The 25,508-nt window shown below is 63.6% G+C and carries 21 protein-coding genes; 11 read left to right on the top strand and 10 right to left on the bottom strand.

What is annotated here, in order from left to right; translation table 11 throughout:
- Positions 1–55: 55 nt before the first annotated feature.
- Positions 56–1,468, bottom strand: coding sequence for an FAD-binding oxidoreductase (locus tag AB6802_RS12095; RefSeq protein WP_371010326.1), 1,413 nt, complete (start codon positions 1,466–1,468; stop codon positions 56–58).
- 164 nt (positions 1,469–1,632) lie between these two features.
- Between AB6802_RS12095 and AB6802_RS12090 the strand changes: the two genes are divergently transcribed.
- Entirely contained in the window at positions 1,633–2,118 is a 486-nt protein-coding gene (locus AB6802_RS12090) for a thioesterase family protein (protein ID WP_371010325.1), read from the top strand.
- Positions 2,119–2,264: 146 nt separating this feature from the next.
- On the top strand, positions 2,265–2,462 hold the full coding sequence (locus tag AB6802_RS12085) for a hypothetical protein (RefSeq protein ID WP_027168755.1): 198 nt from the start codon (positions 2,265–2,267) through the stop codon (positions 2,460–2,462).
- 5 nt (positions 2,463–2,467) lie between these two features.
- Here the strand turns inward: AB6802_RS12085 and AB6802_RS12080 are convergent, their stop codons facing one another.
- A complete protein-coding gene (locus tag AB6802_RS12080; RefSeq protein ID WP_371010324.1) occupies positions 2,468–2,944 on the bottom strand; it encodes an Lrp/AsnC family transcriptional regulator in 477 nt (158 codons plus the stop codon).
- 88 nt (positions 2,945–3,032) lie between these two features.
- On the opposite strand from AB6802_RS12080, the gene AB6802_RS12075 reads away from it, so the two are divergent.
- From AB6802_RS12075 to AB6802_RS12055, 5 genes are all read left to right on the top strand, one after another.
- Complete coding sequence (locus tag AB6802_RS12075; protein WP_371010323.1) at positions 3,033–3,926, top strand: DMT family transporter; 894 nt, start codon at positions 3,033–3,035, stop codon at positions 3,924–3,926.
- Between the two features lie 180 nt (positions 3,927–4,106).
- Positions 4,107–5,204 carry a histidine kinase dimerization/phosphoacceptor domain -containing protein gene (locus AB6802_RS12070; RefSeq protein ID WP_371010322.1) on the top strand — a complete coding sequence of 366 codons (1,098 nt, stop codon included), beginning with the start codon at positions 4,107–4,109 and terminating at the stop codon, positions 5,202–5,204.
- A complete protein-coding gene (locus AB6802_RS12065; RefSeq protein ID WP_371010321.1) occupies positions 5,201–5,650 on the top strand; it encodes a response regulator in 450 nt (149 codons plus the stop codon). Before AB6802_RS12070 ends, AB6802_RS12065 begins: the two co-directional genes overlap by 4 nt.
- 274 nt (positions 5,651–5,924) lie before the next feature.
- Positions 5,925–6,362 carry a hypothetical protein gene (locus AB6802_RS12060; RefSeq protein WP_371010320.1) on the top strand — a complete coding sequence of 146 codons (438 nt, stop codon included), beginning with the start codon at positions 5,925–5,927 and terminating at the stop codon, positions 6,360–6,362.
- 342 nt (positions 6,363–6,704) lie between these two features.
- Entirely contained in the window at positions 6,705–8,831 is a 2,127-nt protein-coding gene (locus AB6802_RS12055) for a putative bifunctional diguanylate cyclase/phosphodiesterase (RefSeq protein ID WP_371010319.1), read from the top strand.
- 144 nt (positions 8,832–8,975) lie between these two features.
- Here the strand turns inward: AB6802_RS12055 and AB6802_RS12050 are convergent, their stop codons facing one another.
- The gene (locus tag AB6802_RS12050) at positions 8,976–11,291 is read right to left on the bottom strand and encodes a glucose/quinate/shikimate family membrane-bound PQQ-dependent dehydrogenase (RefSeq protein WP_371010318.1); all 2,316 of its coding nucleotides are present in this window, start codon (positions 11,289–11,291) and stop codon (positions 8,976–8,978) included.
- Positions 11,292–11,452: 161 nt separating this feature from the next.
- Here AB6802_RS12050 and AB6802_RS12045 point away from each other — a divergent pair, with 161 nt between their 5' ends.
- Entirely contained in the window at positions 11,453–14,110 is a 2,658-nt protein-coding gene (locus AB6802_RS12045) for an ATP-dependent helicase (RefSeq protein ID WP_371010317.1), read from the top strand.
- 300 nt (positions 14,111–14,410) lie between these two features.
- Here AB6802_RS12045 and AB6802_RS12040 read toward each other — a convergent pair whose 3' ends face one another.
- The 5 genes from AB6802_RS12040 to AB6802_RS12020 form a co-directional block, all read right to left on the bottom strand.
- Positions 14,411–15,448 (bottom strand): ABC transporter permease, encoded by a 1,038-nt coding sequence (locus AB6802_RS12040; RefSeq protein ID WP_371010316.1) that lies wholly within the window; start codon positions 15,446–15,448, stop codon positions 14,411–14,413.
- Positions 15,445–16,242, bottom strand: coding sequence for an ATP-binding cassette domain-containing protein (locus AB6802_RS12035; RefSeq protein ID WP_371010315.1), 798 nt, complete (start codon positions 16,240–16,242; stop codon positions 15,445–15,447). The genes AB6802_RS12040 and AB6802_RS12035 overlap by 4 nt, the downstream gene beginning before the upstream one ends.
- Before the next feature lie 83 nt (positions 16,243–16,325).
- Positions 16,326–17,333 carry a substrate-binding domain-containing protein gene (locus tag AB6802_RS12030; RefSeq protein ID WP_371010314.1) on the bottom strand — a complete coding sequence of 336 codons (1,008 nt, stop codon included), beginning with the start codon at positions 17,331–17,333 and terminating at the stop codon, positions 16,326–16,328.
- 73 nt (positions 17,334–17,406) lie between these two features.
- Positions 17,407–18,312, bottom strand: coding sequence for a sugar phosphate isomerase/epimerase family protein (locus AB6802_RS12025; protein WP_371010313.1), 906 nt, complete (start codon positions 18,310–18,312; stop codon positions 17,407–17,409).
- The gene (locus tag AB6802_RS12020; protein ID WP_371010312.1) at positions 18,312–19,343 is read right to left on the bottom strand and encodes a Gfo/Idh/MocA family protein; all 1,032 of its coding nucleotides are present in this window, start codon (positions 19,341–19,343) and stop codon (positions 18,312–18,314) included. The genes AB6802_RS12025 and AB6802_RS12020 overlap by 1 nt, the downstream gene beginning before the upstream one ends.
- Before the next feature lie 195 nt (positions 19,344–19,538).
- On the opposite strand from AB6802_RS12020, the gene AB6802_RS12015 reads away from it, so the two are divergent.
- Entirely contained in the window at positions 19,539–20,564 is a 1,026-nt protein-coding gene (locus AB6802_RS12015) for a LacI family DNA-binding transcriptional regulator (RefSeq protein WP_371010311.1), read from the top strand.
- Positions 20,565–20,584: 20 nt separating this feature from the next.
- Here the strand turns inward: AB6802_RS12015 and AB6802_RS12010 are convergent, their stop codons facing one another.
- Positions 20,585–20,899, bottom strand: a complete 315-nt coding sequence (locus AB6802_RS12010) for a hypothetical protein (protein ID WP_371010310.1) — start codon at positions 20,897–20,899, stop codon at positions 20,585–20,587.
- A gap of 216 nt (positions 20,900–21,115) precedes the next feature.
- Between AB6802_RS12010 and AB6802_RS12005 the strand changes: the two genes are divergently transcribed.
- Both AB6802_RS12005 and AB6802_RS12000 read left to right on the top strand, forming a co-directional pair.
- Complete coding sequence (locus AB6802_RS12005; protein WP_371010309.1) at positions 21,116–22,588, top strand: esterase-like activity of phytase family protein; 1,473 nt, start codon at positions 21,116–21,118, stop codon at positions 22,586–22,588.
- A 105-nt stretch (positions 22,589–22,693) separates the two neighbouring features.
- Complete coding sequence (locus AB6802_RS12000; protein ID WP_371010308.1) at positions 22,694–24,163, top strand: MATE family efflux transporter; 1,470 nt, start codon at positions 22,694–22,696, stop codon at positions 24,161–24,163.
- Positions 24,164–24,261: 98 nt separating this feature from the next.
- Here AB6802_RS12000 and AB6802_RS11995 read toward each other — a convergent pair whose 3' ends face one another.
- On the bottom strand, positions 24,262–25,470 hold the full coding sequence (locus tag AB6802_RS11995) for an MFS transporter (RefSeq protein WP_371010307.1): 1,209 nt from the start codon (positions 25,468–25,470) through the stop codon (positions 24,262–24,264).
- Positions 25,471–25,508: the final 38 nt, after the last annotated feature.

Genomic DNA, 25,508 nt, shown 5'->3' with positions numbered 1-25,508 from the left:
CGGCCGATCTCGGCTCGAATCCGTGATTGATCAACGAGCCGCGTGCGAATTCTGGCTAGTCTCTCGGCAGTATTTTGCCGGGATTCATGATGTTTTGCGGATCGAGTGCCTGCTTGATCGTGCGCATGACATCGACGCCGTGGCCGAGCTCGTGGCGCAGGAAGCCGACCTTGCCTTGGCCGATGCCGTGCTCGCCTGTACAGGTTCCTTCCATGGCGATGGCGCGCATGTTGAGCCGCGCCACGAATTTCTCGGCAAGCGCGATCTCGGCCGGGTTGTCGACGTCCATCAGCACCAGCACGTGGAAATTGCCGTCGCCGGCATGACCGACGATGGGTGCTACCAGGCCCATCTCGGCAATGTCGGCCTCGGTCTCAGTGACGCATTCGGCAAGCCGCGAGATCGGCACGCAGACATCGGTTGACAGGCCCTTGGCGCCGGGGCGCAGCGTCAGCGACGACCAGTAGGCGTCGTGCCGCGCCTTCCACAGTTTCGTCCGCTCCTCGGCGACGGTGGTCCACAAGAAAGGCCCGCCGCCATTCTCCTCGGCGATCATGCCGAAGGTTTCGGCCTGTTCGGCTACCCCGGCGTCGCTGCCATGGAATTCCACGAACAGGCACGGGCTCTCCGGATAGTCGAGCTTGGAATAAGTCTTCATCGCCCGCATCTGCAGCGCGTTGACCAGCTCGATCCGAGCCACCGGGATGCCCATCTGGATGGTAGCGATCACCGTGTTGCAGGCGGCTTCAAGGCTTGGAAACGGACAGACGCCGCCCGAGATCGCTTGCGGGATGCCCTGGAGTCGCAGGGTCAGCGACGTGATGACGCCGAGCGTGCCTTCCGAGCCGACCAGCAGCCGGGTCAGATCGTAGCCCGCCGAACTCTTTTTCGCTCGCTTACCGGTCGTTACCGTCTCGCCGTCGGCCATCACGGCGGTCAGCGACAGCACATTCTCGCGCATCGTGCCGTAGCGCACCGCATTGGTGCCGGAAGCTCTGGTCGCCGCCATGCCGCCCAGCGAGGCATTGGCGCCGGGATCGATCGGAAAGAACAGGCCGGTGTCGCGCAAGTGACGGTTCAAATCCTCGCGCGTCACGCCGGGTTCGACCGTGCAGTCGAGGTCCTGCGGATTGACCGCAAGGATGCGGTTCATCCGTGACGTATCGACAGATATGCCGCCGCCCGGCGCGTTGGTGTGGCCTTCCAGCGACGAGCCGACGCCAAAGGCGATCACCGGCACACGATGCGCGGCGCAGGCGCGCACGATCTCCTGAACCTCGGCCGTCGTCTCCGGGAAAGCGACGCCATCGGGCGCCTGGGTCGGGATATACGTGGTCGTGTGCGCATGCTGGCCGCGGATCGCCGCGCCCGTCTGAAAGCGTTCGCCCAACCGCTGCTTGAGGATGCCGAGCACCGCGGCGATGCCTTCCTCGTTGCGTTCGACCGGATTGAGGTCGCTCAGAGCCATGAATTCCTCCGCGAATGGACCAGCGTCCACGCTTGTTCTGCAGCTATGGAGATGCCTAAAGCAATTGGAGGAAAAGTGTGAAGCGGTTTTCCGCCCGGAATTGCTCCAGAACTGAAGAAATCTCACCAGCCACGCCCTGTCCAGCGACGATCGAGGAAAACCAGATGACGACCCCTTCGCCTATCATCACCAGCCCGATGGGCATCGAGAAGGATTGGATCGACTATAACGGCCATCTCAACATGGCCTATTACAACGTGCTGTTCGACCGCGGCTCGGACCAGGCTTTCGAGTTGATGGGGATGGGGCCGAGCTACGCCAAGGACCGCCGTCTCACCATCTACACCGCGGAAGTCCATGTCTGCTACGTGCAGGAACTGCATCTCGATCACAAGGTGACGGTCTCCTTCCAGCTCCTCGACCACGATGAGAAGCGCCTGCGCGCCTATCAGGAAATCCGCCATGTCGATGGCTGGCTCGCCGCCACCTCCGAGCAGCTTGCGCTGCATGTCGATATGGCCGGACCGAAGGTCGCGCCCTTCCCGCCCGATGTGATGGCCAAGGTCGAAGCGATGCGCGCCGCCCATGCCGCTCTGCCGATGCCGGAGCGCGCCGGGCGTGCGATCGGCATCAAACGCAAGACCGCTTGAAGCACCTGTTAAGCCGCGTTAACCTTACCAAGGTTTTAACGTTAACAAGCCGTTTGAGCCCGTTGAACGACTCAGTGGCGTGTTTGAAAACCGCCGTACCGGGTTTGCGCGCGGGCGGCTGGCGGGATGCGGTACGAGGACAGTGCATGAAAACCGACATCAAGGTCGAAGTGGAACGGTTGGCGGCCGATCCTCGCATCACCGACTATGATTTCTGGCGATCGCTGAAGAACGTGAACAACGAGATCTTCCACATCGCCAACAACAATGAGCCTATCCCGTTCGACATGATCCGCTGGCGCGCGATCCTGAAGCAGGCGCGCATGAAGCGCGGCCACGCCTGATCCGTTCAACGGCTTCGCAAGGCCCCGAGCGGCGAACGCGGCTCGACCGGCGACGACTGGATGATGGCGGTGTTGGTCATCGCATAGGGAATGATGCGGTCGATCACCCTTTCCAGTTCCGTCACCGAGCCGACATGCGCGAGCGCAATGAAACAATCCTCGCCGGTGACACGGTCGCATTGCGCGATCTCGGGCAACTCGCGGATGATCTCGGCCACAACCGATAGCTGCCCGGGCACCGGCCTGATGCGCAGCCATGCCGACAGTTTCAGTCCAAGCGCGGCCGGGTTGATCCTCACCGTATAGGCCTCGATCACGCCGTGCTCCTGCAGCTTGCGGATGCGCTCGGCCAAGCTTGGCGCCGACAGCCCGACGGCACGCGCCAATTCGGCCGTGCTGGTGCGGGCGTCTTTTTCGAGCAGGCGCAGGATTTTCAGGTCGGCTGCGTCAAGGTCGGTATTTTCGTTTCGAAGGCGCTTCACCAGGAATATCTTTCTTCTCAAGGGAGAATGGCTGACCTGACGTCGATCCGCCATGTCAGTTGCGGGATTGGCCTGCGATAATGAGCGCATGGATACACCAGCGCAAGCCTCGCCACCTGCCCGCTCCGCTCTGGCCGGATTGGCCAACGCCCTGCCGCCGCATGTCTGGTTCTGCGTCAGCGCCGTCTTCCACTATCTCGGGCCGGCTTTCGCCGTGCTGTTGTTCGACGAGGTCGGGGTCCTGGGCATGGCCTGGTTGCGCATTGCCACCGCAGCGCTGATCTTCGCGCCTTTGACCAGGCCCTGGCGTGTGTTCGCCAGCGCCAATCGCTCGGACCGGCTGCTGCTTCTCGCCTTCGGCGTCTGCCTGGCGGTGATGAACTGTTCTTTCTATCTCGCGCTTGCCCGGCTGCCGATATCGCTGGTGGCTTCGATCGAATTCGTCGGCACGATCGGCGTCGCGCTTGTCGGCCTCAGAAGCCGGCGCAATTTCGGGGCACTGGCCATTGCCGTCACCGGCACCTTGCTGCTCATCGACGTAAAATGGTCAAGCGATCCCGTTGGCCTGTTCTGGGCTTTCCTCAACGGCGCGCTCTTCATCGGCTACATCGTCATCGGCCACCGCATTGCCCGGACCGGCCTCGGCATTGCCGGCCTCGGCACTGCCATGGTGATTGCCTTCCTCGTCGTCCTGCCGATCGGTTTTCGCGAGGCGCTGCCGGCCTTCTCGGCGCCGCAGTTGTTGATCGCTGCCGTCGGCGTCGGGGTGTGCTCGTCGGTCATCCCTTACATCTGCGATCAACTGGCCATGGCGCGGCTGCCGCGCGCAAGCTTCGCGCTGATGTTGTCGCTATTGCCGCTCACAGCGACGCTGATCGGCGCCCTCGTGCTGCGTCAGATACCGAGCCTGACCGATTGCCTCGGCATTGCGCTGGTGGTGTTCGGTGTCGCCGCCCACAAGCCAAATGCGGCAACAGATTAGAAAAGCCGTTAGCGCCCAAAAACTTAGGCCAACAACGGTTTGGTTCCTTCACTTTTCCGACTGCGGCAACAAAACTCGCGAGTGAACCAATTCCAAGTCTGCGTCGTTGTGGCGGCGAATAAGGCTTGGAGTTTTCTCATGGATTGGAAGCGGACCAGAGAATCTGCCGACGCATGGCACATGACGGACGATCTTCATGCCGAACAAGGCAAGGGTGATCCGTTCGCGGCAGCCATTCGCGCCACACGCATGTCGATGATCATCACCGATCCGCGCCAAGCGGACAATCCAATCGTCTTCGCCAATGACGCGTTTCTGCGCCTGACCGGCTACGAGCGCGAGGAAGTCATGGGCAAGAATTGCCGCTTTCTGCAAGGCTCGGGGACGGACAAAGCGGCCATCGCCGAGGTTCGGGCCGCTATCGCCGAGAGCCGCGACATCAGCGTCGACCTTCTCAATTATCGCAAGGATGGTTCCAGTTTCTGGAACGCGCTCTACATCAGTCCAGTCTCGAACGACAAAGGTGAGCTTTTGTTCTTCTTCGCCTCCCAGCTCGACGTTTCCGACCGCAAGGTGTCGGAACGTCGCATGACGGCGGACAAGGAAAAATTCGAGAAGGCGGTGAAGGAGCGCACAAGGGAGCTTGAAGCCGCGCTCGAAACGCAGACCACGCTGGTGCACGAGGTCGACCACCGCGTGAAGAACAATTTGCAGATGGTCTCGTCACTGATCCTCATGCAGAGCCGGACCATCAAGGATAAGGCCGTCAGGGACTCGCTGGCGACGATGCTGGAACGGATCGAGGCATTGAGCACCGTGCATCGAAGGCTCTACCAGTCGAAGGACGTGAGCACCTTCGATGTCTCCGATTTCGCCCGCGATCTCGTTTCAGACCTGCTTGCAGCCTCCGGCCGATCTCACATCGGCTCGAAGCTTGACCTCGCGCCGGTTATCGTGCCGGCAGAGAAGGCGACGCCGGTCGCACTGATGGTCAACGAGTTGGTGACCAACGCGCTCAAGCATGCCTTCAAGGATGAAACACGGCCCGGCAACATCGGCCTCAAGATGAGCCAGCCGGACGGACACCTGATCATCGAAGTGTCCGACGACGGCATCGGCATGGATGGCGCCGACGGCGACACTTCCTTCGGCATGCGACTGATCCGGCAGCTCGGCCGGCAATTGCGCGCCGATGTCGAATGGCGCGATGCCGGTCCGGGCACACAGGTTGTCATAACAATGCCGAACGGCCCACAGCAGCAAAGGCAGACCCAATGACCGAACCGCTCAAAGTGCTGATTGTCGAGGACGAGGCCTTGCTGGCGATGGAGCTCGAAAGCCTCGTCGAGGAAGCCGGCCACAGGGTCGTCGGATGGGCCATGTCGTCGGATGAAGCGAGGAGCATTGCCGAAGGCAGCGATGCCGACATTGCTTTTGTCGATATCCACCTCGCCGATGGCCCGACGGGGGTCGATGTCGCCGAGCATTTGAAGCAATCGGGCCGGCCGATGGTGGTGTTCATGACCGCCAATCCTAAGCGCATACCCGACCACTTCGCCGGCGCCATCGGCGTCATTTCGAAACCATACACGATGAACGGCCTGGTGTCGGCGCTGCGCTACCTGCAGGAAGGCGTCAGGCGCCCGCCTCCCGTCTCGCAACTACCGACAGGATTCACTCTCTCGCCGGCATTTAGCACGGTATGGTCGCCATCGGTCGCCTGACCGCCCGATCCCTCCAGCATCATCGCCTGAGTGATGACAGGCTGCGTGATGACGGGCTTTGCAACGGGTTCGTTCATGGCGCTCCCTCTTAGGTTGACCCGCAAGACAGGGCCGAGACTTGCACGGTCCGGTCACGGCCCGTGACGGTCGCGGACGATCGCGGCGGCTCATCACATTTTGGTCATTTCGCAAAGCCTTGATGATACTGTCACATGAGGACGGGAAGCTGCCGACGCGGCCTCGCCGATCCAAGCGACGACGAAAGGAGAATGCCATGAACATCCAGGACATCGTCAACACCGTTTCGCAGAAGGCGGGGCTCGACCAGGCAACGACGGAAAAGGTCGTCGGCACCATCTTCTCCGTGCTCGAGCATGAAGCGGAAGGCACCAGCATTTCCGCTTTCTTCGCCCAGATCCCCGGCGCCGACGCGCTGGCCAAAGAATACGATGTGATGGCCGCCGGCGCCGCGGCCGGTTCCGGTGGCGGTTTTCTGTCGTCCCTGCAGGGCGCGCTTGGCGGCGTGCTCGGCGAAAAGGCCGGCGCGCTCATCAATGGCGTTGCCGCGCTGAAGGCATCCGGCCTCGATATGGCGCAGATTCAAAAGGCCGGCTCGACCTTGATCCAGCAGGCCGAAGCAGCCGCCGGACCTGATCTCACAAATCAGGTATTGGACCAGGTGCCGAGCCTGAAGGGCCATCTCGGCCTCTGATTTTCGACCGCGGCATGGCGGAGGATGTTTCGCCTCCGCTGGCCGCGCTGCAGTGCGGGCCGATTGAAATTCAACGGGTCGCCTAGACTATTTGCCTGAACTGTTCCGAGCGGATTATGCGCAAAAAATCGATATTTTATAAATTATTGAATTATCATACACATTGCGGAAACCATGCCGTTGCCCGGGACGGGCACACTCCACCGCAATTAACCAACCATTAGAAGTTGCACCGCAGGTTGTGGTCGAATTTATCGGTATCCGCATTGGGGGCGGCTGCCTTTACCGCCTGTCACACCCCGCCACAACAAATCGGATGTCCGCACTGACGGGCACCGGGCGATGGTCTGGCAAGGCAGGAAGGTTCGCACCTCCGAGATCGAAAAGGTCGACCCGGCCATGATGCGCGTCATCTCCTGCGTGACGGTGGATCACAACCTCTGGCTTGTGCTTGTCGCGGCGCTGGTCTGCAGCGCCGGCTCCTGGGCGACGATCAGGCTTTTCCTGCGCTCGCATGAAGCCACCGGGCTGCAGCAGATCGGCTGGCATTTCCTGACTGCCGTGTGCGCCGGCTCTTCGATCTGGTGTACGCATTTCATCGCCATGCTTGCTTACGATCCCGGCGCCCCGATCGCCTTCGATCCGGTTTTGACGATTGCATCGCTGTTCATCGCCATCGCCGGCACCGCGGCCGGCTTCATCGCGGCCACCGGCCACGCCCCGCGCATCGCTCCCCTACTCGGCGGCACGATTGTCGGTTTTGCGATCTCCGGCATGCACTACACCGGCATGGCGGCCTATCATGTCGACGGCATCGTCGAATGGGACGCCAGCTATATCGCGGCGTCTGTCCTGTTCTCCGTGGTGTTTGCCTGTCTCGCCATCAATATCGCTCTGAACAAACGCATGGCGACCCGCAAATATTGGGCTGCCGCTATTCTGGTACTGGCTATCGTCAGCTTGCATTTTACCGCGATGGCGGCGGTGCGGGTGACGCCGCTGGTCATGCAGAGCGCCCACGCCGATAGCGCGGCGTTGCATGCCATGGCGCTCGGCGTTGCCGTCGCCGGCCTGATCATCATCGGCACCGGGCTGGCAAGCTATCTGATCGATGACCAGACGCGCTCGGAGGCCTTTCAGCGCCTGCATCACCTGGCGATGAACGACGCCCTGACCGGCCTGCCGAACCGTGCGAATTTCAACGATCATCTCGACCGCGAGATCGACCGCGCCCGCGAACTCGGCAGCAAGGTCGCCGTGGTCGGCATCGACCTCGATCGGTTCAAGGAGATCAACGATATCTGGGGCCACGGCGCCGGCGACAAGACGTTGAAGGACCTGGCCGAACGCATGAACGGGCTCTTGCTGGAAGGCGAGTTCGTCGCCCGCCTGGGCGGCGACGAGTTCGCCGGCGTCAAGCGCATGAAGAACCAGTCGGATCTCGTCGACTTCGTTTCACGTCTCGAAACGGCGCTCTTCGCACAGGTCAGGATCGGCGACATCGAGACGGCGACCGGCGCCAGCCTTGGCGTCGCCATCTATCCGAGCGACGCGCACAATCGCGAGACGCTGGTCAACAATGCCGACCTCGCCATGTACCGCGCGAAGGCGAATGTGACCCAGAACGTCTGTTTTTACGAGCAGGCCATGGATGAGGCCGTGCGCGCCAACCGGACGCTGGCCAACGACCTGCGCGACGCCGTCGACAATGGTCAACTCGACCTGCACTACCAGGTGCAGACATCCGTCTCCACCGGTGACATTCGCGGCTACGAGGCGCTGCTGCGCTGGAAGCATCCGAGCCGCGGCAACATCTCGCCTGCCGAATTCATTCCGCTGGCCGAGGAAAACGGCCTCATCCTGCCGCTTGGCGAATGGGTGCTGCGCACAGCTTGCGCCAAGGCCGCCACATGGGATCAACCCTATAAGATCGCGGTCAACCTCTCGCCTGTACAGTTCGCCCACGCCGACCTGCCGAAGCTCGTCCACGAGATCCTGCTCGAAACCGGCTTGCGGCCGAGCCGGCTTGAGCTCGAGATCACCGAATCCACGATTATCGCCGACAAGAACCGCACGTTGAACATCCTGCGGCGCATCAAGGCGCTTGGCGTCACCATCGCCATCGACGATTTCGGCACCGGCTATTCCTCGCTGGAGACGCTGCGCGCTTTCCCGTTCGACAAGATCAAGCTCGACCGCTCCTTCATGTCGGAGGTCGAAACCAGCCCGCAGGCCAAGGCCATCATCCGCGCCGTGCTGGCGCTCGGCCAGAGCCTCCACATCCCGGTGCTTGCCGAAGGTGTCGAGACGCACAGCCAATTGTCGATCCTGCGCGCCGAAGGCTGCAACGAGGCGCAAGGTTTTCTGCTCGGCAGGCCAGCGCCGTTCGGCGAGATCTTTGCGTTGATGAGTGGCGAAGCTGCGACAAGCGTGATCTCGCTGGTAGTTCCCGCCCAAGCCGTGGCCTAGCGCAATAGGTGGTTGAGATTCAGGTCAGGCCGAGTCGAGAATGGCTCGGTCCGAGAACCGGAGCGGAGCGTACTAAAAGTACGTGAGCACCGGAAGCGCAGGAACGAGCCATTCGCAGGCCGGCCTCACCTGAATATCAGCCGCCTACTTCGGCAGCGTGTAGGCCATCACATAGTCGCCCGGCTTGGTGCCGACCGAGCCATGGCCGCCGGCGACGATGACGACGAACTGGCGGCCGTCGGCGACGGTGTAGGTCATCGGCGTCGACTGGCCGCCGGCCGGCAGCCTTGCCTGCCAGAGCTGCTTGCCGGTGGCGAGGTCGTAGGCGCGCAGATAATCGTCGACCGCGGCCCCCAGGAAGGCGACGCCGCCTGCCGTGATCATCGGCCCGCCGATGCCTGGAACGCCGACCTTGAGCGGCAGCGGCAGTGGCGTCATGTCGTAGACGGTGCCGTTGCGGTGCTTGTAGGCGATGTTTCCGGTCTTGAGGTCGACCCCGGCGACATAGCCCCATGGCGGCGCCTGGCAGGGAACGCCGAGCGGCGACAGGAACGGCCCCATCACCACGGCATAGGGCGCGCCGTCATTGCGGTTCAGCCCCTGCTCGCTGCCCTTGGTGTTGTCGCCCGGCGCCGGCACGTCCGCGCGAGGCACGAGCCGGGATGTGAACGCCAGATAGGTCGGCATGCCGAACATCACCTGGCGCACCGGGTCGACCGCGACGCCGCCCCAGTTGAAGACGCCGAAATTGCCGGGATAGACCAGCGAGCCCTGCAGCGAGGGCGGCGTGTAGCGGCCCTCGTAGCGCAATTTCCTGAGCTCGATCCGGCACGCCAGTTGGTCGAACATGGTGACGCCCCACATGTCGGCGCCGGTCAGCGGTTTCGGATTGAAGGAAAGATCGGAGGCGGGTTGCGTCGGCGAGGCATGATCGCCATCGATCGCGCCGCCCGGCGCCGGCACTTCCTTGACCGGAATGATCGGCTCGCCGCTGCGCCGGTCGAGCACATAGAGGTCGCCCTGCTTGGTCGGCCCGACCAGCGCCGGCACGACACCGCTTGCGGTGGTGATGTCGACCAGCGTCGGCTGCGCCGGCACGTCCATGTCCCACAGATCGTGATGCACGGTCTGCCGCACCCAGCGCAATTGCCCGGTGTTGAGATCGAGCGCGGCGATCGAAGAGGAGAATTTCTCGACATTGGCGCTGCGGCCCATGCCGAGCTGGTCCGGCGTCTGGTTGCCGAGCGGCACGTAGAGCAGGCCGAGCTTGTCATCGGCGCTTGGCGTCGACCACATGTTGGGCGAGTTGGCCGTATAGGTCTGGCCGGCGGGCAGCGGCGTCGTCTGGTCCGGATTGCCGGAATCCCAGTTCCACAGCAGTGCGCCGCTGTTGACGTCAAAGGCGCGGATGACGCCCGACGGCTCCTGCGTCGAATAATTGTCGTTGACCGCGCCACCGACGATGATCTTGCCGCCGACAATCAGTGGCGCCGAAGTCGAATAATAATAACCCGACTTAGGGTATGGCATATTGTTCAGCAGGTTCAGCGTGCCGGCTTCGGCGAAGGACGGACACACCTGCCCGTTGGCGGCGTCGAGCGCGATCAGCCGTGCGTCCGAGGTCGGTAGATAGACGCGCTGAACACAAGGCTGCCCGGCGGCGAGCTTGGCATCGGCATAGTAGGACACGCCGCGGCAGGTCTGGTGCTGGCGGTCGGGGTCCAGCTTGATCTTCGGATCGTAGCGCCATTTCTCCTTGCCGGTTGCGGCGTCGATGGCGATGGCGAAATTATGCGGCGTGCAGATGAACAGCGCATCGCCGATCTTCAGCGGCGTCACCTGATAGGTGGTCTCGCCGATGTCGTCGGGGCCTTTCACATCGCCGGTGCGATAGGTCCAGGCCGGCTGCAGCTTGGCGACATTGTCCGGCGTGATCTGGTCGAGCGGTGAATAACGCTGGCCGAAGGGCGTGCGGCCGTAGAAGTGCCATTCGCCCGCCGGCATGTCGCCGCCGAGATTGGCGGTCGGCGTCACCTTGTCCATGCCGAGCGTGCCGCCGATGTCGTGCGGGTCGGCGGTCATCGAATAACCGGCGACGGCAAGCGAAGCGAGCACGGCCAGGATCAGCGGCGCCCGCCCGTCGGGGCCTGTCAACCCTCGCCTGGCCCAAGGCGTCAGCAGCCATATGGCCACAAGGACGATGACGCCGCCGCGCGGACCGAGCTGCCACCAGTCGAAGCCGATTTCCCACACCGCCCAGCACAGCGTGGCGAGCACGAAGAACGCGTATAGCCAGAGCGATGTCGATCGGCGCCTGAAAAGCAGCCAAGCGGTGATCAGGAAGACCAGGCCTGAAACGACATAGTACCAGCTGCCGCCCAGCACGGCGAGCCAGATGCCGCCGCCGCCGAGAATGAGACCGATGAGAAAGAGAACGAGGGATGTGATGACGACAGCCAAGACGATGCTCCTTCGATGCGAGCGTGGGCATCCGGGTCCTGCCCTGCCTCGCAGCTTTCCCCTGCCCGCTCCGGCTGTCAAGTTGGCGCGGGACACGCAAAAATAGAACAAAACGTAGACAGTTCTGGTCTTTCGCTGCCGAATCACTACATTCGGGGACGATGTCGGGCTTTTCCGAAGACATGCCTTTTTTCGATGAACCGAATGCGCGGCCCGCGGCCCCGTCCGGCGGCATAGCCGCGCGCGCCATGGCGGCGCGCAGTGGCCAAAACAGCGCGCCCGATTATCTGAAGGGCCTCAACCCGGAACAGCGGCTCGCCGTCGAAACGACCGAAGGTCCGGTTCTGGTGCTGGCCGGCGCCGGCACCGGCAAGACGCGGGTGCTGACCACCCGCATCGCCCACATCCTCGCCACCGGCCGAGCTTTCCCGTCGCAGATCCTGGCCGTGACCTTCACCAACAAGGCCGCGCGCGAGATGAAGCAGCGCATCGGCATCCTGATCGGCGAAGGCAATGTCGAAGGCATGCCCTGGCTCGGCACCTTCCACTCGATCGGCGTGAAACTGCTTCGCAGGCACGCCGAGCTGGCCGGGCTGAAATCGGACTTCACCATCCTCGACACCGACGACGTGGTGCGCCTGATCAAGCAGCTGATCCAGGCCGAAGGGCTGGACGACAAGCGCTGGCCGGCCAAGCAGTTCGCGCAGATGATCGACGGCTGGAAGAACAAGGGGCAAGGACCCGCCGATATTGCCGAGGGCGACGCGCGCAGCTTCGCCAACGGCAAGGGCCGCGAGCTCTACAAGGCCTATCAGGAGCGCCTGCAGACGCTGAATTCCTGCGACTTCGGCGACCTGCTCTGCCACCCTATCCGCATCTTCCGCGCCAATCCCGATGTGCTGAAGGAATACCACAAGCGCTTCAAATACATCCTGGTGGACGAGTATCAGGACACCAACACCGCCCAGTACATGTGGCTGCGGCTATTGGCGCAGCGGCCGGATACCGGACGTCCTTCCACATCGCCAGATCTGCGAACGGCCGAAGGCCGCAAGCCCGACCGGGCGTCGGCCGCCCAGGCCGCCCCCGCGGAGGCCGGCGAGCGAAGCTCGCGCGCGGCCGTGAGCGAAAACAAAGTTAATATTTGCTGCGTCGGCGACGACGACCAGTCGATCTATGGCTGGCGCGGCGCCGAGGTCGACAACATCCTGCGCTTCGACAAGGATTTCCCGGGCGCCACCATCATCCGGCTGGAGCGCAACTACCGCTCGACCGCGCATATATTGGGGGCTGCCTCCCACCTCATCGCCCACAATGAAGGCCGCTTCGGCAAGACGCTGTTCACCGACCGCGACGATCCCGAGGACGACAAGGTGCATGTCCATGCGTCGTGGGATTCGGAGGAAGAGGCCCGCGCCATCGGCGACGCCATCGAGACCTATCAGCGCCAGAAGCACCGGCTCAACGATATGGCGATCCTGGTGCGCGCGTCGTTCCAGATGCGCGCCTTCGAAGACCGCTTCATCACGCTCGGCCTGAACTACCGCGTCATCGGCGGCCCGCGTTTTTATGAGCGGCTGGAAATCCGCGATGCATTGGCCTTCTTCCGCGTCGTCGCCAACAGTGGCGACGACCTCGCCTTCGAGCGCATCGTCAACACCCCGAAGCGCGGCCTCGGCGAAGCCACCATCCGCCAGATCCATGACACGGCGCGCGCCATGCGCATCCCGATGCTGGAAGCGGCCGCCACACTTGCCGAAAGTGACGAGCTGAAGCCGAAGCCGCGCGCTGCACTCCGCGAGGTCGCCGCCAATTTCGAGCGCTGGCAGAAGGCGCTGGAAACCACCCCTCACACCGAGCTCGCCGAGACCATTCTCGAAGAGAGCGGCTACACCGACATGTGGAAGAACGACCGTGCCGCGGATTCGCCCGGACGGTTGGAGAATTTGAAAGAGCTCATCCGCTCCATGGAGGAGTATGAATCGCTGCGCTCCTTCCTCGAGCATGTAGCTCTTGTCATGGACGCCGAGCAGAATGCCGACCAGGACGCCGTCTCGATCATGACGCTGCATTCGGCAAAAGGCCTCGAATTCGAGACCGTCTTCCTGCCCGGCTGGGAGGAAGGCCTGTTTCCGCATCAGCGCGCGCTCGACGAAGGCGGCCGTTCCGGCCTCGAGGAGGAACGCCGGCTGGCCTATGTCGGCCTGACGCGCGCCAAGAAGAACCTGCACATCTGGTTCGTCTCCAACCGTCTCATCCACGGCCTTTGGCAATCGACCATACCGTCGCGTTTCCTCGACGAACTGCCGGAAACTCATGTCGAAATTGCCGACAGCGGCAACAGCTACGGCGGCTACGGCAATCCCTATGGCGGCGGCGCCTTTGCCTCGGGACGCGGCGGCGGCCGGCAGAACCCCTATGGCGCCTCGCGCTTCGACAACATCGGCGCCAAGGATCAGGGCAGCTTTTCCAACACCTATGCCACGCCTGGCTGGCAGCGCGCGCAGGCCAACCGCACCGAGGCGACCGATCGCAATTGGGGCACCCGCTCCGGCCACCAGGTCGAGCGCATCGGCTATGGCGAGACCGACTCCGGCTACGGCGCCGGTCGTACTTCAGTCAAAGGCCGCACCATCGAGGGCGAGCTGGTCGCCAAATCCGTCTCCGACACGCCATCCGCCTTCAACGTCGGCGACCGCGTGTTCCACCAGAAATTCGGCAACGGCAATATATCGGCGATTGAAGGCAACAAGCTCACGATCAACTTCGACAAGGCCGGCCAGAAACGCGTGCTGGACGGGTTTGTCGCGGCGGTGTGAGCGTCCGCCTGTCCCGTTGTCCCACAAGTGACCATTCTCTGGCGGAAGCCTCCCACCATCGTCATCCACGGGCGAAGCAGGAGCGAAGCGACGTCGCCGAGACCCGAGGATGCATTCCGTGACCTTGGCCGAAGAGTGCAGCAGAGCAGAATTCTGCACCGTGGTGGGGCGTTTGAATCCGGGCATGGATCCTCGGGTCTGCGGCGCGTCGCTACGCTCCTTGCTCCGCCCGTGGATGACGAAACGATGGGCGTCCGCCCCAATCGTCAAGACATGCGGTCAGTCAACGAAATAGCCTTCTCACCTGTACCTCGCCTGGTTCCACTTGTGCCCGAGCAGCGACAGGATGATGATCAGCCCGTTGAAGAACTGCACGTAGAAGCCGCTCAGGCCCGCCGCCACCACGCCGGTCTGGATGAATGACACCGTGACCGCGCCGATGGCGCCGCCGGCGACCGTGCCGATGCCGCCCCAGGTCGGCGTGCCGCCGACAAACACCGAGGCCAGCACCGGCAGGAGATAGCCGTCGCCGGCCGTCGGCCACCAGGTGAAGTTGATCATCACCGAAAACGTGCCGGCGATCGCGGCGCCAATGCCGGTGAAGACGAACACTTTCACCCGCACGCGCTTGACGTCGATGCCCATCTGCCGTGCGCTGTCGGGATTGTCGCCGACGACCTTCACCTGTGCGCCGAAGCGATGCCTGTTGTAGAGCATCGCCGACAGCACGACGAAGCCGATGGCCCAGAAGATCTGCACCGGGATTCCGTAGACCTGGCTGGAGAAGATCCTGTAGGCCGCGCTGTCGGCAAGGCCGGTCAGCGCCATCGACTTGCCCTCGTTGATGATCTGGATCAGCCCGCGCAGCAGGAAATTCATGCCGAGCGTAGCGATCAGCGACGACAGCCCGCCATAGACCACCAGCGAGCCGACGAGGCCACCGAGCAGCATGCCGGTGACGAGTGCCGCGGCAATGCCGAGGAACGGATCGTAGCCGGCCTGAACGACCAGCGCGAACACCCAGGAGGCAAAACCCATCGTCGCCGGGAACGACAGGTCGATCTCGCCGCAGGTGACGACAAAGACCAGCGGCACCACGACGAACAGCGCCACCGGCAGTGTCGTCAGCACCGAGCTGTAGAGATACCAGGTGGTGAACACGGTCGGGTTGGCGATCGTGAACACCGCCATCATGACGACGAACACGGCGAGCGTGCCGAGTGAAGCGCGGTTGTCGAGGACAAAGCCGCGCAGCCAGTGATCGGACGGATGCTTCCATTCCTTGGTGGAAGCTTCGCCGAGAGGTGTATCGAGATCGGGTTCCATCGTGTTGCTCATCGTGCCAGCCGCTCCGTTTCACCGGCTTCGTGCAATCCGGCCAGGCCGCCCGGATGCGCCACGTCTTCCATGAAATTGATCAACTCCTCGGCCGAGTTCATCCGGCTGCGGTCGGTCGTCAGCGCCACCTTGCCGCGGTCGAGCACGACGAAGCGGTCGGCGATGTCGAAGACATGATGGATGTTGTGGCCGATGAACAGGATCGAGCGGCCGCTCGCCCGCACCTGGCGCACGAAATGGAAGACCTTGGCGGTCTCGGTCAGCGACAGCGCCGTCGTCGGCTCGTCGAGGATGATCAGCTCCGCCTGCTTGTAGATGGCGCGCGCGATCGCCACGCCCTGACGTTCGCCGCCGGAGAGCTGGCCGACGATCGACTGCGGCGTGAACACTTTCGAGGTGAAGCCGATCTCGCGCATCAGCCGGCTTGCTTCCTCGATCTCCTTGTTGACCTTCAGCCAGCCCATGAAGCCGGTCAGCTCGCGGCCCATGAAGATGTTGCGCACGATGGTCTGCTGCACGGCCAAGGCCCGGTCCTGGAACACCGTCTCGATGCCGGCGTCGCGCGAGCGCGCCGCGCTCCATCCAGTGACCGGCTTGCCGCGCACCAGGATTTCGCCGCTGGTCGGCGTGACCACGCCGGACAGGATCTTGATCAGCGTCGACTTGCCGGCGCCGTTGTCGCCGATCAGGCCGACGACCTCGCCGCGGTCGACGCTCAGATTGACGCCACCCAGCGCGTAAACCTGGCCGTAGGATTTCTTGATGTCGCGCAATTCGATGATGCGTTCGCCCATGCGATCCTCGCTTGAATTCTGCCGATCCGCTTGCCGGCGATCCGGCCGGCCGGGCAACAAACCCGGCCGGCAGCCTTGGGAGGTCAGCGCAGCGCCTGCTTGGCGAGCTCCGAGACGATCTCATAATTCTGCGGCGTGACGAAGCCGGCGCCGGTGTCGACATTCATCGGCGACAGGCCCAGCACCACCTGCTGGCAGAGGCTCAGGATCGGCAGGTAGCCTTGCAGGAACGGCTGCTGGTCGGCGGTCAGCTGCACCCAGCCGCCTTTGAACGCCTCGACGATCTGCGGGCTGGTGTCGAAGCCGAAGTTGAAGATATCGCCGGGCTTGCGTCCGGCGGCCTGCATATAGGTTGGCACATTGCCGAGCATTTGCCCGCCGGGATAGCCGACCGCCTTGACGCCGGGATTGTTCAGCAACGCCGCGGTGATCACCGGGATCGCGAGATTCGGATCGGCGGCCCACTCGGTTGCGGAATTGATTTGAACGACATCGACGCCCGCCTCTTTCAGTGCCGCGACTGTGCCGCGCTCGCGTGCGCCCCGGCTTTCATTCTCGAATGGGCCGATCATGATCGCCTTGTCGCCGGCCTTGAGCCCGGCCAGCTTGAACGCCTCGGCGCCGAGCGCGCGGCCCTGCTGTTCCTGCTGGGCGCCGACGTAACCGCCGCCAAATGCCGCCGTCACCGTCGGCACCGGCACGTTCTGGTACATCATCTTGATGCCGTCCTTGTGCGCCTGTTCGGCCAGCGGCATGATCGCGGCGTCGCCGGGATGGCCCATCATGGCAATGCCGTTCGGCTTGACGGCGACGGCTTCTCGCAATTGCTGCACCATCTTTTCGACGTCCCAGCCCGAGAAGATGTAGTCGACTTTCGGCCCGAGATCGGCGGCCGCTTGCTTGGCGCCATTGTAGACGATGGTACCGAAAGCGTCGCCCTCGGCGCCGCCGACGAAAAAGCGGATGTGCACGTCCTTGCACCATTGGGCGTCGAGCGCCTGCGCCGGCAAGGTGGAAATCGAGGCGCACAGCGCCGTGGCTGCGGCCACGACGGTCGAGCGCAGAACAGTCCTTCTGGTCGTGATGCTCATGCACGTTCCTCCCTTTTGTCCCTCGATCGAGGGTTTTCGACAATGATTTCCGGCTCCTCCAGCCGGCCGGTACTCAAGCCGGATTGGGCAAGTAGCTGTTCCCTCCCCGGCATTGCTTCAGATACTCCAGGCCACGGACCTGCCCGGTGATCTCGAGGTCGTCGCGATAGACCGGGTCGTGCCAGCCCTCGATGTCGATGGCGCCCTTGTAACCGGCCAGCCGCAATTCGCTGATCACCCGCGCCCAGTCGCTGTCGCCGAAGCCGGGCGTGCGCATCTGCACGAAGGGCAACCTGCCGAACACGCCATGCTCGCGGATCACGTCCCAGCGCACCGTGGCGTCCTTGCCGTGGACATGGAAGATGCGCGGCGCCCATTTGCGGATCTGCGGCAGTGGATCGATCAGATAGACGAGCTGATGGCACGGCTCCCATTCCAGCCCGAGATTGTCGTCAGGCAATTCGTTGAACATCAGCTCCCACGCGTCCGGATTGTGGGCGATGTTCCAGTCGCCGGCGGCCCAGTTGCCGTCCATGGCGCAATTCTCGAAGGCAATGCGCACGCCCTTGTCGGCGGCGCGCTTGGCCAGCGGACCCCACACCTCGCGGAAACGCGGCAGGCTGTCCGTTAGCTTCTTGCCGCGCAGACGCCCGGTGAAACCGCTGACCATCGAAGCGCCGAACAGATGCGCATTGTCGATGACGGTTTCCCAGGCGGCAAGCACGCCGCGATCGACCTCGCCATCCTCCAGCGGATTGCCGAACACGCCCAGGGAAGACACGATGACATCCGCATCGCCGATCGCGTCGCGGATCTCGCCGGCAAGGCGTGGCAAATCCTTGCCGCCCAGCGTCTGCCAGAAGAAGGGCTGGATGCTCTCGAAACCGAGCGGCACGATCTGCTTGATGTAGGCCGCCGGCTCATCGAGGTTGGCCCGCACCATGGTGCCGATGCGGATGTCGAGAAGTGGATTTGGCATCACTGTGCTTCCTGCGAAATCGTCACGCGGCGTCCGGTCTCGGCGCTTTCGATGGCGCCGAAAACCATGGCCAGGCTTTTGATGTTGTCGGCGCCGTGCGTCTCCGGCTCGGCGCCGGTCTCCACGGCGTGCATGAAATCCTGGATGATGCCGAGATGGCCGTCGACGCGATCGGCGGGATCGAGTGGCGGCACTTCGATCGGCTGGGTCTTGGCGATGATGCCGTCGCGACCGGACGCAACCACTTCCGCCTTCAGCCCGTCATGGCCGTCCCACAACACGCTGCCGCGCTCGGCGACGATGCGCCAGCTGCCTTCCCAGCTGGTGCGAAAACCGTCGGCGCACCAGGAGCCGGCATAGGTAAACACCTTGCCGCCGCCGAGATCGAAGACGGCACTTGCCGACGATCCCTGCCGGTACCAGGAATTGGCCGGCTCCCATTCCTGGCAGTAGACGCTGGCCGGCTCGCCGCCGGCCATGTAGCGGGCGGCGTCAAACGTATGAATGGCCATGTCGAGCAGCAGCACATGCGCCATCTCCTCGCGAAAGCCGCCGAAATGCGGCGCGACGAAGAAGTCGGCATGAATGCTGGTCGGCGCGCCGATGGCGCCGGAGTCGAGGAAGCGCTTTATGCGCCGGACGTTGGCGACATACCGTCGGTTCTGGACCACGGCGTGCACGCGCCCCGCACGGCGCGCTGCCTCGATGATCGCCTGCGCGTTCTCCGGGCTGTCGGCCAGCGGTTTTTCGGTTAGCAGATGGCAATTATGGGCAAAGGCGGAAAACGCGACCTCGCGGCGCGCGGCGGGGACCACGACATCGAAGACGGCATCGGGCTTTGTCTGGTCGAGAACGGCGTCAAGGCTGGTACCGACGATGGCGCCGGTGAGGTCGTATTCGCGCGCCCTCGCCTTGGCCCGTTCGGCGTCGAGGTCGACAAGCCCGACAATGGCGAGCCCGTCAATCTGCCTTGCGGCATCGAGCCACTGCCTGCTCATCGCGCCGCAGCCGACGAGGACGACATTCATCATCCGGCGTTCCTCCCGTCCGGCCCCTCCAGGCCGAATGTCACGGCATCCACGGCATCACCGTAAACGTTTTTCCGTAAACGTTTACGAGAACACACCCGATAGCGTAGAATGTCAACTGGCGGTCTCTCGAAAATCGTTCCGAAGCCTTGGCCTGAGCGGCGGCCGGTGGTAGCCAAGGCAGGGGGAGAATGATCTTTGGCGTCCAGCATCCACGACCTTGCGCGTCACCTGAACATTTCGATCGGCACCGTGTCGCGGGCGCTGAACGGCCGTGCCGACGTCAATGCCGACACTCGCCAGCGCGTTCTCGATGCGGCCAAAAAGCTCAACTATTCGCCCAACCGGTCCGGCCGCAGCCTCAGGCAAGGCGCCACCCATTCGATCGCCTTCATGCTGCAGCCACATCCGGGCGACCAGCAATATGGCGAGCCGTTCTTCATCCCTTTCCTGATCGGGCTACAGGCGAAGCTTGCCGAGCATGGCCTCGATCTGATGGTCGTGATGGGTGAGCCCGGCCAATATCAACAGGAGCGGTTGCGCCGCGTGGTTGAGACGCGCTGGGTCGACGCGGTCGTGTTGGCCAATACGCGACGGGAAGACGATCGGATCGACTATCTCAGCAAGGCCGGCTTTCCCTTTGCCACGCTTGGCCGAAGTCAGTCCGGCGGCGACACCTATCCTTCGCTCGATATCGATTTCGAGAGAGCGGGTGATGAAGCCGTCGACCGCCTGGTCGCACGCGGCCACCGCCGCATTGCCGCCATCCGCCCTTCGCTTGATCTCAACTTCGGCTACCTGTTCCTCGACGGCTACCGCAAGGCGCTGAAGCGGCACGGCATCGAGGTCGACTCTGACCTGGTCGCCGACGGCTTCATCAACGAGACCGGCGGCTACCAGGTGACGCCGCAAGTCATGCGCTCAAAGGACCCGCCGACGGCCATCATCTTCAACAATGACGCGATGGCGCTTGGCGGCTGCAAGGCGCTGGCCGAGATGGGAATCAAGCCGGGCCATGACATGGCGGTTATCGTCATCGTCGACACGCCGCTTTGCCGCTACTTCTCGCCGACGCTGACCGCCTTCCGTCCGGCGCTTGAACCGATGGGCCAGCGGCTGGCCGGAATGCTGCTCGCCTCCCTCCCCGCCTTTGCTGGCCCGGACGGGCCGCGCATCATCCGCGAGGTCTGGCCGCTGGAACTGATCGCGCGAGAGAGCGATTGATGGCAATCGGCGAAAGCCGATCAATCCACCTTCTTCTCGCCCCGCTCGCCAGCCTTGACGATATCGCCCGTGGTGAACAGGATTTCCTTCAGTTCCGCCCGCCAGTCCTGCTTCTGGCGCAGCAGGAATTCCAGATCCATGCCGAAATGCTTGAACTCCTCGGCTTGCGCGTTCTTCATGATCGCCTTTGCCTGAGGGTCCTTCTCCACCGAGATGCGCTGTTCGTACCAGCCGATCGCTTCCGCCTCCTCGATCAGCGAGGTGATCATGCGGGCAAAGGTCCGCACCTTCTGCGACAGTTCGTTCGCCGGTTCGTGATACTGATCGAAACCCATTTTTCCCTCTCCTCAAATCCCGCGGCGCCGCACACCGATCGCAGGCGGCCGGAGCTTGCCTCCAACGGATCGGAGAGAGAAATGGTTCCGGGATACCCGCCAACCCACCCTGTCACGCAACCATCACGTTCGCGTCCTAGACCGCTTGGCGGAAGGGTGCGGGCGGCGCCCCGATGCGACGTCTGCTCCGAGCTGTTTTGCCACAAGGGGATATCCATGAAACATCTGACCCGAACTGTTTCGCTTGGCGCCGCGCTTGCGCTGTTCACCGCCGTGACGCCCGCGCTTGCCGACGGCGTTGCCTATGTCAACAAGGGTCTGGTCGGCATCGGTCGCATCCCGGCCAGCCAGAAGGACAAGTTCGGCGAAACCTTCGGTTCCGGCTCGGGCATGGCGATCGACACCAAGGGCTGGGCGCGTGACGGCAATGCCTATAAGGGCTCGCTCTGGCTGCTGCCGGATCGCGGCTACAACGTCGCCGGTACCACCGATTACCGCCCGCGCCTAAACACCATTTCGATCGAGCTTGCGCCGGTGGTGCCGGGTGCTGCACCGACAGCAGGCCAGGAACGGTCGGGCGTCAAGGCAGCACTTGCCGACACCATGCTGTTGACCGACGACAAGGGCGCCGACACCACCGGGCTCGATCCACTGAACGGCGTGCGCCCGGCCGCCGGCGACATGCCGATCCTGCCGCAGGCCGACAATGGCAAGCTGGCGCTGGACAATGAGGCGATCGTGCGCCTGCCAGACGGCACCATGTTCATCTCCGACGAATATGGCCCAAACATCTACCGCTTCTCGGCCGACGGCCATCTGATGTCGGCCACCCAGCCGCCGGCTGCCCTGGTGCCCATGCGCCACGGCAAGCCGAACTTCGCGTCCGACAATCCCGGCCCCGGCGCCGCCGAGCCCGATCCGAAGGATCCCGAGACCGGCCGCCAGAACAACCAGGGCCTCGAAGGCATGGCGATGACGCCGGACGGCAAGTTCCTGATCGCCGTGCTGCAGTCGGCAACCCGCCAGGATGGCGGCGATTCCGGCTCGACGCGCCAGAACACCCGCGCGCTGGTCTATGACGCTTCCGACCTCGCCCACCTCAAGCTTGCGCATGAATATGTCGTGCCGCTGCCGGTGTTCAAGGACGCCAAGGGCAAGACCAAGGTGGCCGCGCAGAGCGAGATCGTGGCGCTCTCCGACACCCGCTTCCTGATGCTGGCACGCGACTCAGGCAACGGCCAGGGCCTGAAGGGCGCCGAGTCGATCTATCGCAAGATCAACATTGTCGATCTCTCCGAAGCCACCGATATCGCCAACGGCCCGTTCGACGCCGCCGACAAGCCGGTCGCGCCGAAGGGCGTGCTCGATCCGTCGGTGACGACGGCCAAGCTGACGCCTTTTATCGACATCAACGACAATGCCGAGCTCGGCCGCTTCGGCATGCACAACGGCGCGCCGAACGACAAGAACAATCTCTCGGAGAAATGGGAGGCGATGTCGCTGGCTTCGGTGCTGGATCCGAAGCTGCCCGACGACTATTTTCTGTTCGTCGCCAATGACAATGACTTCCTGACCCAGGACGGTTTCCAGGTCGGCGCCCCCTACAAGGCCGACGACGGCGCCGACGTCGACACCACCTTCCTTGTCTTCCAGGTGACCCTGCCTGGCCTCGCCAGCAACACCCAGTAAGGCGGCGCAGCGCCAGATACCTGCCCATCTGGCTCGGCCACAAAGGCGTGCATGTGCATCAGGCCTGCGATAGCATCGCGGGCCTGAATGATTTTCGGTGCCGACATGGATGACAACAAGCCCAGCCGCCAACGCGTCGGCGACCTGACCAGCGGCCCGATCCCGCGCACGCTGCTTTTGTTCGCGCTGCCCGTGCTCGGTTCCAACGTGCTGCAGTCGCTCAACGGCTCGATCAACGCGGTCTGGGTCGGTCGCTTCCTTGGCGAGGCGGCGCTGACGGCGACCTCCAACGCCAATCTGGTGCTGTTCCTGATCCTCGGCACCGTGTTCGGCATCGGCATGGCGGCGACGATCCTGGTCGCGCAGTCGGTCGGCGCCCGCGACCTGCCCGAAGCCAAGCGCATCGTCGGCACCAGCGCCACCTTCTTCTTCCTCATCTCGGTCGTGTTCGCCGTCTGCGGCTGGATTTGGGTCGATGCCATCCTCACCGGCCTCGGCACGCCGGCCGACGCCTTGCCGCTGGCGCGCAGCTATTTGCGCATCATCTTCGTTGCCGTGCCGATGATGAACCTTCTGTCCTTCGTCATGACCGTGCTGCGCGGCGCCGGCGATTCACGCACGCCTTTTGTCTTCATGGCGCTGGCGGTGGTTCTCGACGTCGTCTTGAACCCATTGCTGATCCGCGGCATCGGCCCCTTCCCCGAGCTCGGCATCGCCGGCTCGGCGACCTCGACGCTCATCGGCCAGACGGTGAGCGTCACCGCCATCCTGATCGTGCTCTATGCGCGCAAGAACCCGCTGCGGTTGGCCGGCGCCGATCTCGCTTTATTCCGGCCCGATCCGGCGCTGCTCAGGATCATCGTCTTCAAAGGCATCCCGATGGGACTGCAGATGATTGTCATCTCGGCCGCCGCGCTGACCGTGATGGGCATCGTCAATTCCTATGGCTCGCAGGTTGCCGCCGCCTATGGCATCGCCGCGCAGCTCTGGACCTATATCCAGATGCCGGCGCTTGCCATCGGCGCCGCGGTCTCTTCCATGGCGGCGCAAAATGTCGGCGCCGGCCGATGGGACCGCATCGGCAAGGTCGCGGCCTCCGGCGTCGGCTTCAACCTGGTGCTGACCGGCGCGCTGGTGGCGCTGCTGTTCGTCTTCGACCGCTCGGTGCTCAGCCTGTTCCTGAGCGGCGACAGCACCGCGATCGACATTGCCGCCCACATCAACAAGGTGGCATCGTGGTCGTTCATCCTGTTCGGCATCACCATCGTGCTTTTCGCCACGGTGCGCGCCACCGGCGCCGTCATGCCGCCGCTGATCATCCTGATCGTCTCGGTTCTGTTCATCCGCACCGGTTTTGCCTATTCGATGCGCGGCGTGCTTGGCCAGGAGGCGCTGTGGTGGAGTTTCCCGGCGGGTTCGATCGCCTCGCTGGTGCTGGCCATCGCCTATTACCGCTTTGGCCGTTGGCGGACCATGCACAGGATCGAGGACAGGCCAGCGGCCGGCGAGCCGCCCGACACCGGCCTCGGCGTGCCGCGCCAGCGCGCGCATATCGCAACCGAGACTTCGAATTAGAGCAATTCCAGGAAAAGTGTGATCGGTTTTCCGTCCGGAATTGCGTAAAAACAAAGAGATAGAGCGGTTCGCCGTTTCCCATGAAACGGTGAAACGCTCTAGCGAGCGAATTTGGCGCCAAAGGCCAGCGCGACGAGCGAAAAGAGCGTGATCATGCCGGCGAAGGCCAGGCTTGCCATGGTCGGGTTCGTCCAGTTGGACAGGACGCCGATGCCGATGACCGGCAGCGCGTTGCCGCAGAAGCAGCAGATGAAGAAGGCCGACACCACTTCGGCGCGGCGATCCGCCGGCGCAATCTGGTTCACCACTTGCAGGCCGCCGCGATAGCCGAGGGCCGCCGCTGCACCGCAGACCGCCGTCGCGACGATCATCAACACCATCGAGGCATAGACCTGCGCTGCCACGACCAGCGCCACGGCCGGGATCATCAGCGCCAGCGCGGCGAGCAAGGTGGAACGGCTGGACAGCCACGTCGTGACGACAATGGTGATCGCAGCAACGATCGACAATTCGAAGAACAGCCCGCCGGCTTCGGCATGGTTGGTGACATGCAGCTGCTGCGCCAGGATGCTCGGCGCCAGCGCCGCGTAGAAGCCGACCAGCGCCATGGCGCCGAAGCCGGTCAAGGCGGGCGCGACGAACCCAGCCCGGATGCTAGCCGGAACCGACAGGCGCGGCTCTATCGAGACGTCGGAAAGCCGGCCGGGCCGGGCCACGGTCTCGCGCGTGCGCCAGATTGTCAGCGTGATGAGGACAAGCACGGCGAGATAAACGGCAAAGACCAACCGGAGCGGCCAAGGCTCGTATTCGGCGAGCAGCCCGGAAACCAGCGCGCCGACGCCCAGACCGATGAAGTTGGTGCTGGTGGCGATCGTGGCCGCGCGCGATTTGTCCTCGCCTTCGATCAGCTCGGACAGCCATGCGGTGCCGGTTCCAGCGCCGACCCCGATGCCAAGACCGCTTAGGATACGGGCGACGTCCAGCCAGACTACATTTTGTGCGAAGAGGAAAAACAGCGCGCTGACTATGGCGACCGCCATGGCGGCCAGCGCCGCCGGCCGACGGCCTATGGCGTCCGACAGACGGCCAAACAAAAGCAGCGCCGCAAGATTGCCGACCACATAGACGGCATAGACCAGCGTCAACGTGATCTGCGAAAAACCGAAATCCTGCTTGTAGATCACGTAAAGCGGGGTCAGAACCGTGCTGCCGGCAAACAGCGCCGCTATCATCGCGGCGATAGCGGTCATCGCCGCACCACCGCCGAGTTCATGGTCGCGTGTCATGGTCTGAGCATAATTGGTCATGATGACCTCCGGCGTTGCAGATCCCGCCCGGTTACAAT

Origin of the sequence: Mesorhizobium sp. RCC_202 (assembly GCF_041355295.1) — a bacterium.
In the GTDB taxonomy this organism is placed as follows: Bacteria; Pseudomonadota; Alphaproteobacteria; order Rhizobiales; family Rhizobiaceae; genus Mesorhizobium.
Note: the sequence above shows the minus strand (reverse complement) of the source record. Positions and strands in the feature narration are given on the sequence as shown.

Bases quoted from the DNA above. Each gene is read 5' to 3' on its own strand.
- AB6802_RS12095 (WP_371010326.1), bottom strand. From the start codon at position 1,468: ATGGCTCTGAGCGACCTCAATCCGGTCGAACGCAACGAGGAAGGCATC.
- AB6802_RS12090 (WP_371010325.1), top strand. From the start codon at position 1,633: ATGACGACCCCTTCGCCTATCATCACCAGCCCGATGGGCATCGAGAAG.
- AB6802_RS12085 (WP_027168755.1), top strand. From the start codon at position 2,265: ATGAAAACCGACATCAAGGTCGAAGTGGAACGGTTGGCGGCCGATCCT.
- AB6802_RS12075 (WP_371010323.1), top strand. From the start codon at position 3,033: ATGGATACACCAGCGCAAGCCTCGCCACCTGCCCGCTCCGCTCTGGCC.
- AB6802_RS12070 (WP_371010322.1), top strand. From the start codon at position 4,107: ATGACGGACGATCTTCATGCCGAACAAGGCAAGGGTGATCCGTTCGCG.
- AB6802_RS12065 (WP_371010321.1), top strand. From the start codon at position 5,201: ATGACCGAACCGCTCAAAGTGCTGATTGTCGAGGACGAGGCCTTGCTG.
- AB6802_RS12060 (WP_371010320.1), top strand. From the start codon at position 5,925: ATGAACATCCAGGACATCGTCAACACCGTTTCGCAGAAGGCGGGGCTC.
- AB6802_RS12055 (WP_371010319.1), top strand. From the start codon at position 6,705: ATGGTCTGGCAAGGCAGGAAGGTTCGCACCTCCGAGATCGAAAAGGTC.
- AB6802_RS12045 (WP_371010317.1), top strand. From the start codon at position 11,453: ATGTCGGGCTTTTCCGAAGACATGCCTTTTTTCGATGAACCGAATGCG.
- AB6802_RS12040 (WP_371010316.1), bottom strand. From the start codon at position 15,448: ATGAGCAACACGATGGAACCCGATCTCGATACACCTCTCGGCGAAGCT.
- AB6802_RS12035 (WP_371010315.1), bottom strand. From the start codon at position 16,242: ATGGGCGAACGCATCATCGAATTGCGCGACATCAAGAAATCCTACGGC.
- AB6802_RS12030 (WP_371010314.1), bottom strand. From the start codon at position 17,333: ATGAGCATCACGACCAGAAGGACTGTTCTGCGCTCGACCGTCGTGGCC.
- AB6802_RS12025 (WP_371010313.1), bottom strand. From the start codon at position 18,312: ATGCCAAATCCACTTCTCGACATCCGCATCGGCACCATGGTGCGGGCC.
- AB6802_RS12020 (WP_371010312.1), bottom strand. From the start codon at position 19,343: ATGATGAATGTCGTCCTCGTCGGCTGCGGCGCGATGAGCAGGCAGTGG.
- AB6802_RS12010 (WP_371010310.1), bottom strand. From the start codon at position 20,899: ATGGGTTTCGATCAGTATCACGAACCGGCGAACGAACTGTCGCAGAAG.
- AB6802_RS12005 (WP_371010309.1), top strand. From the start codon at position 21,116: ATGAAACATCTGACCCGAACTGTTTCGCTTGGCGCCGCGCTTGCGCTG.
- AB6802_RS12000 (WP_371010308.1), top strand. From the start codon at position 22,694: ATGGATGACAACAAGCCCAGCCGCCAACGCGTCGGCGACCTGACCAGC.
- AB6802_RS11995 (WP_371010307.1), bottom strand. From the start codon at position 25,470: ATGACCAATTATGCTCAGACCATGACACGCGACCATGAACTCGGCGGT.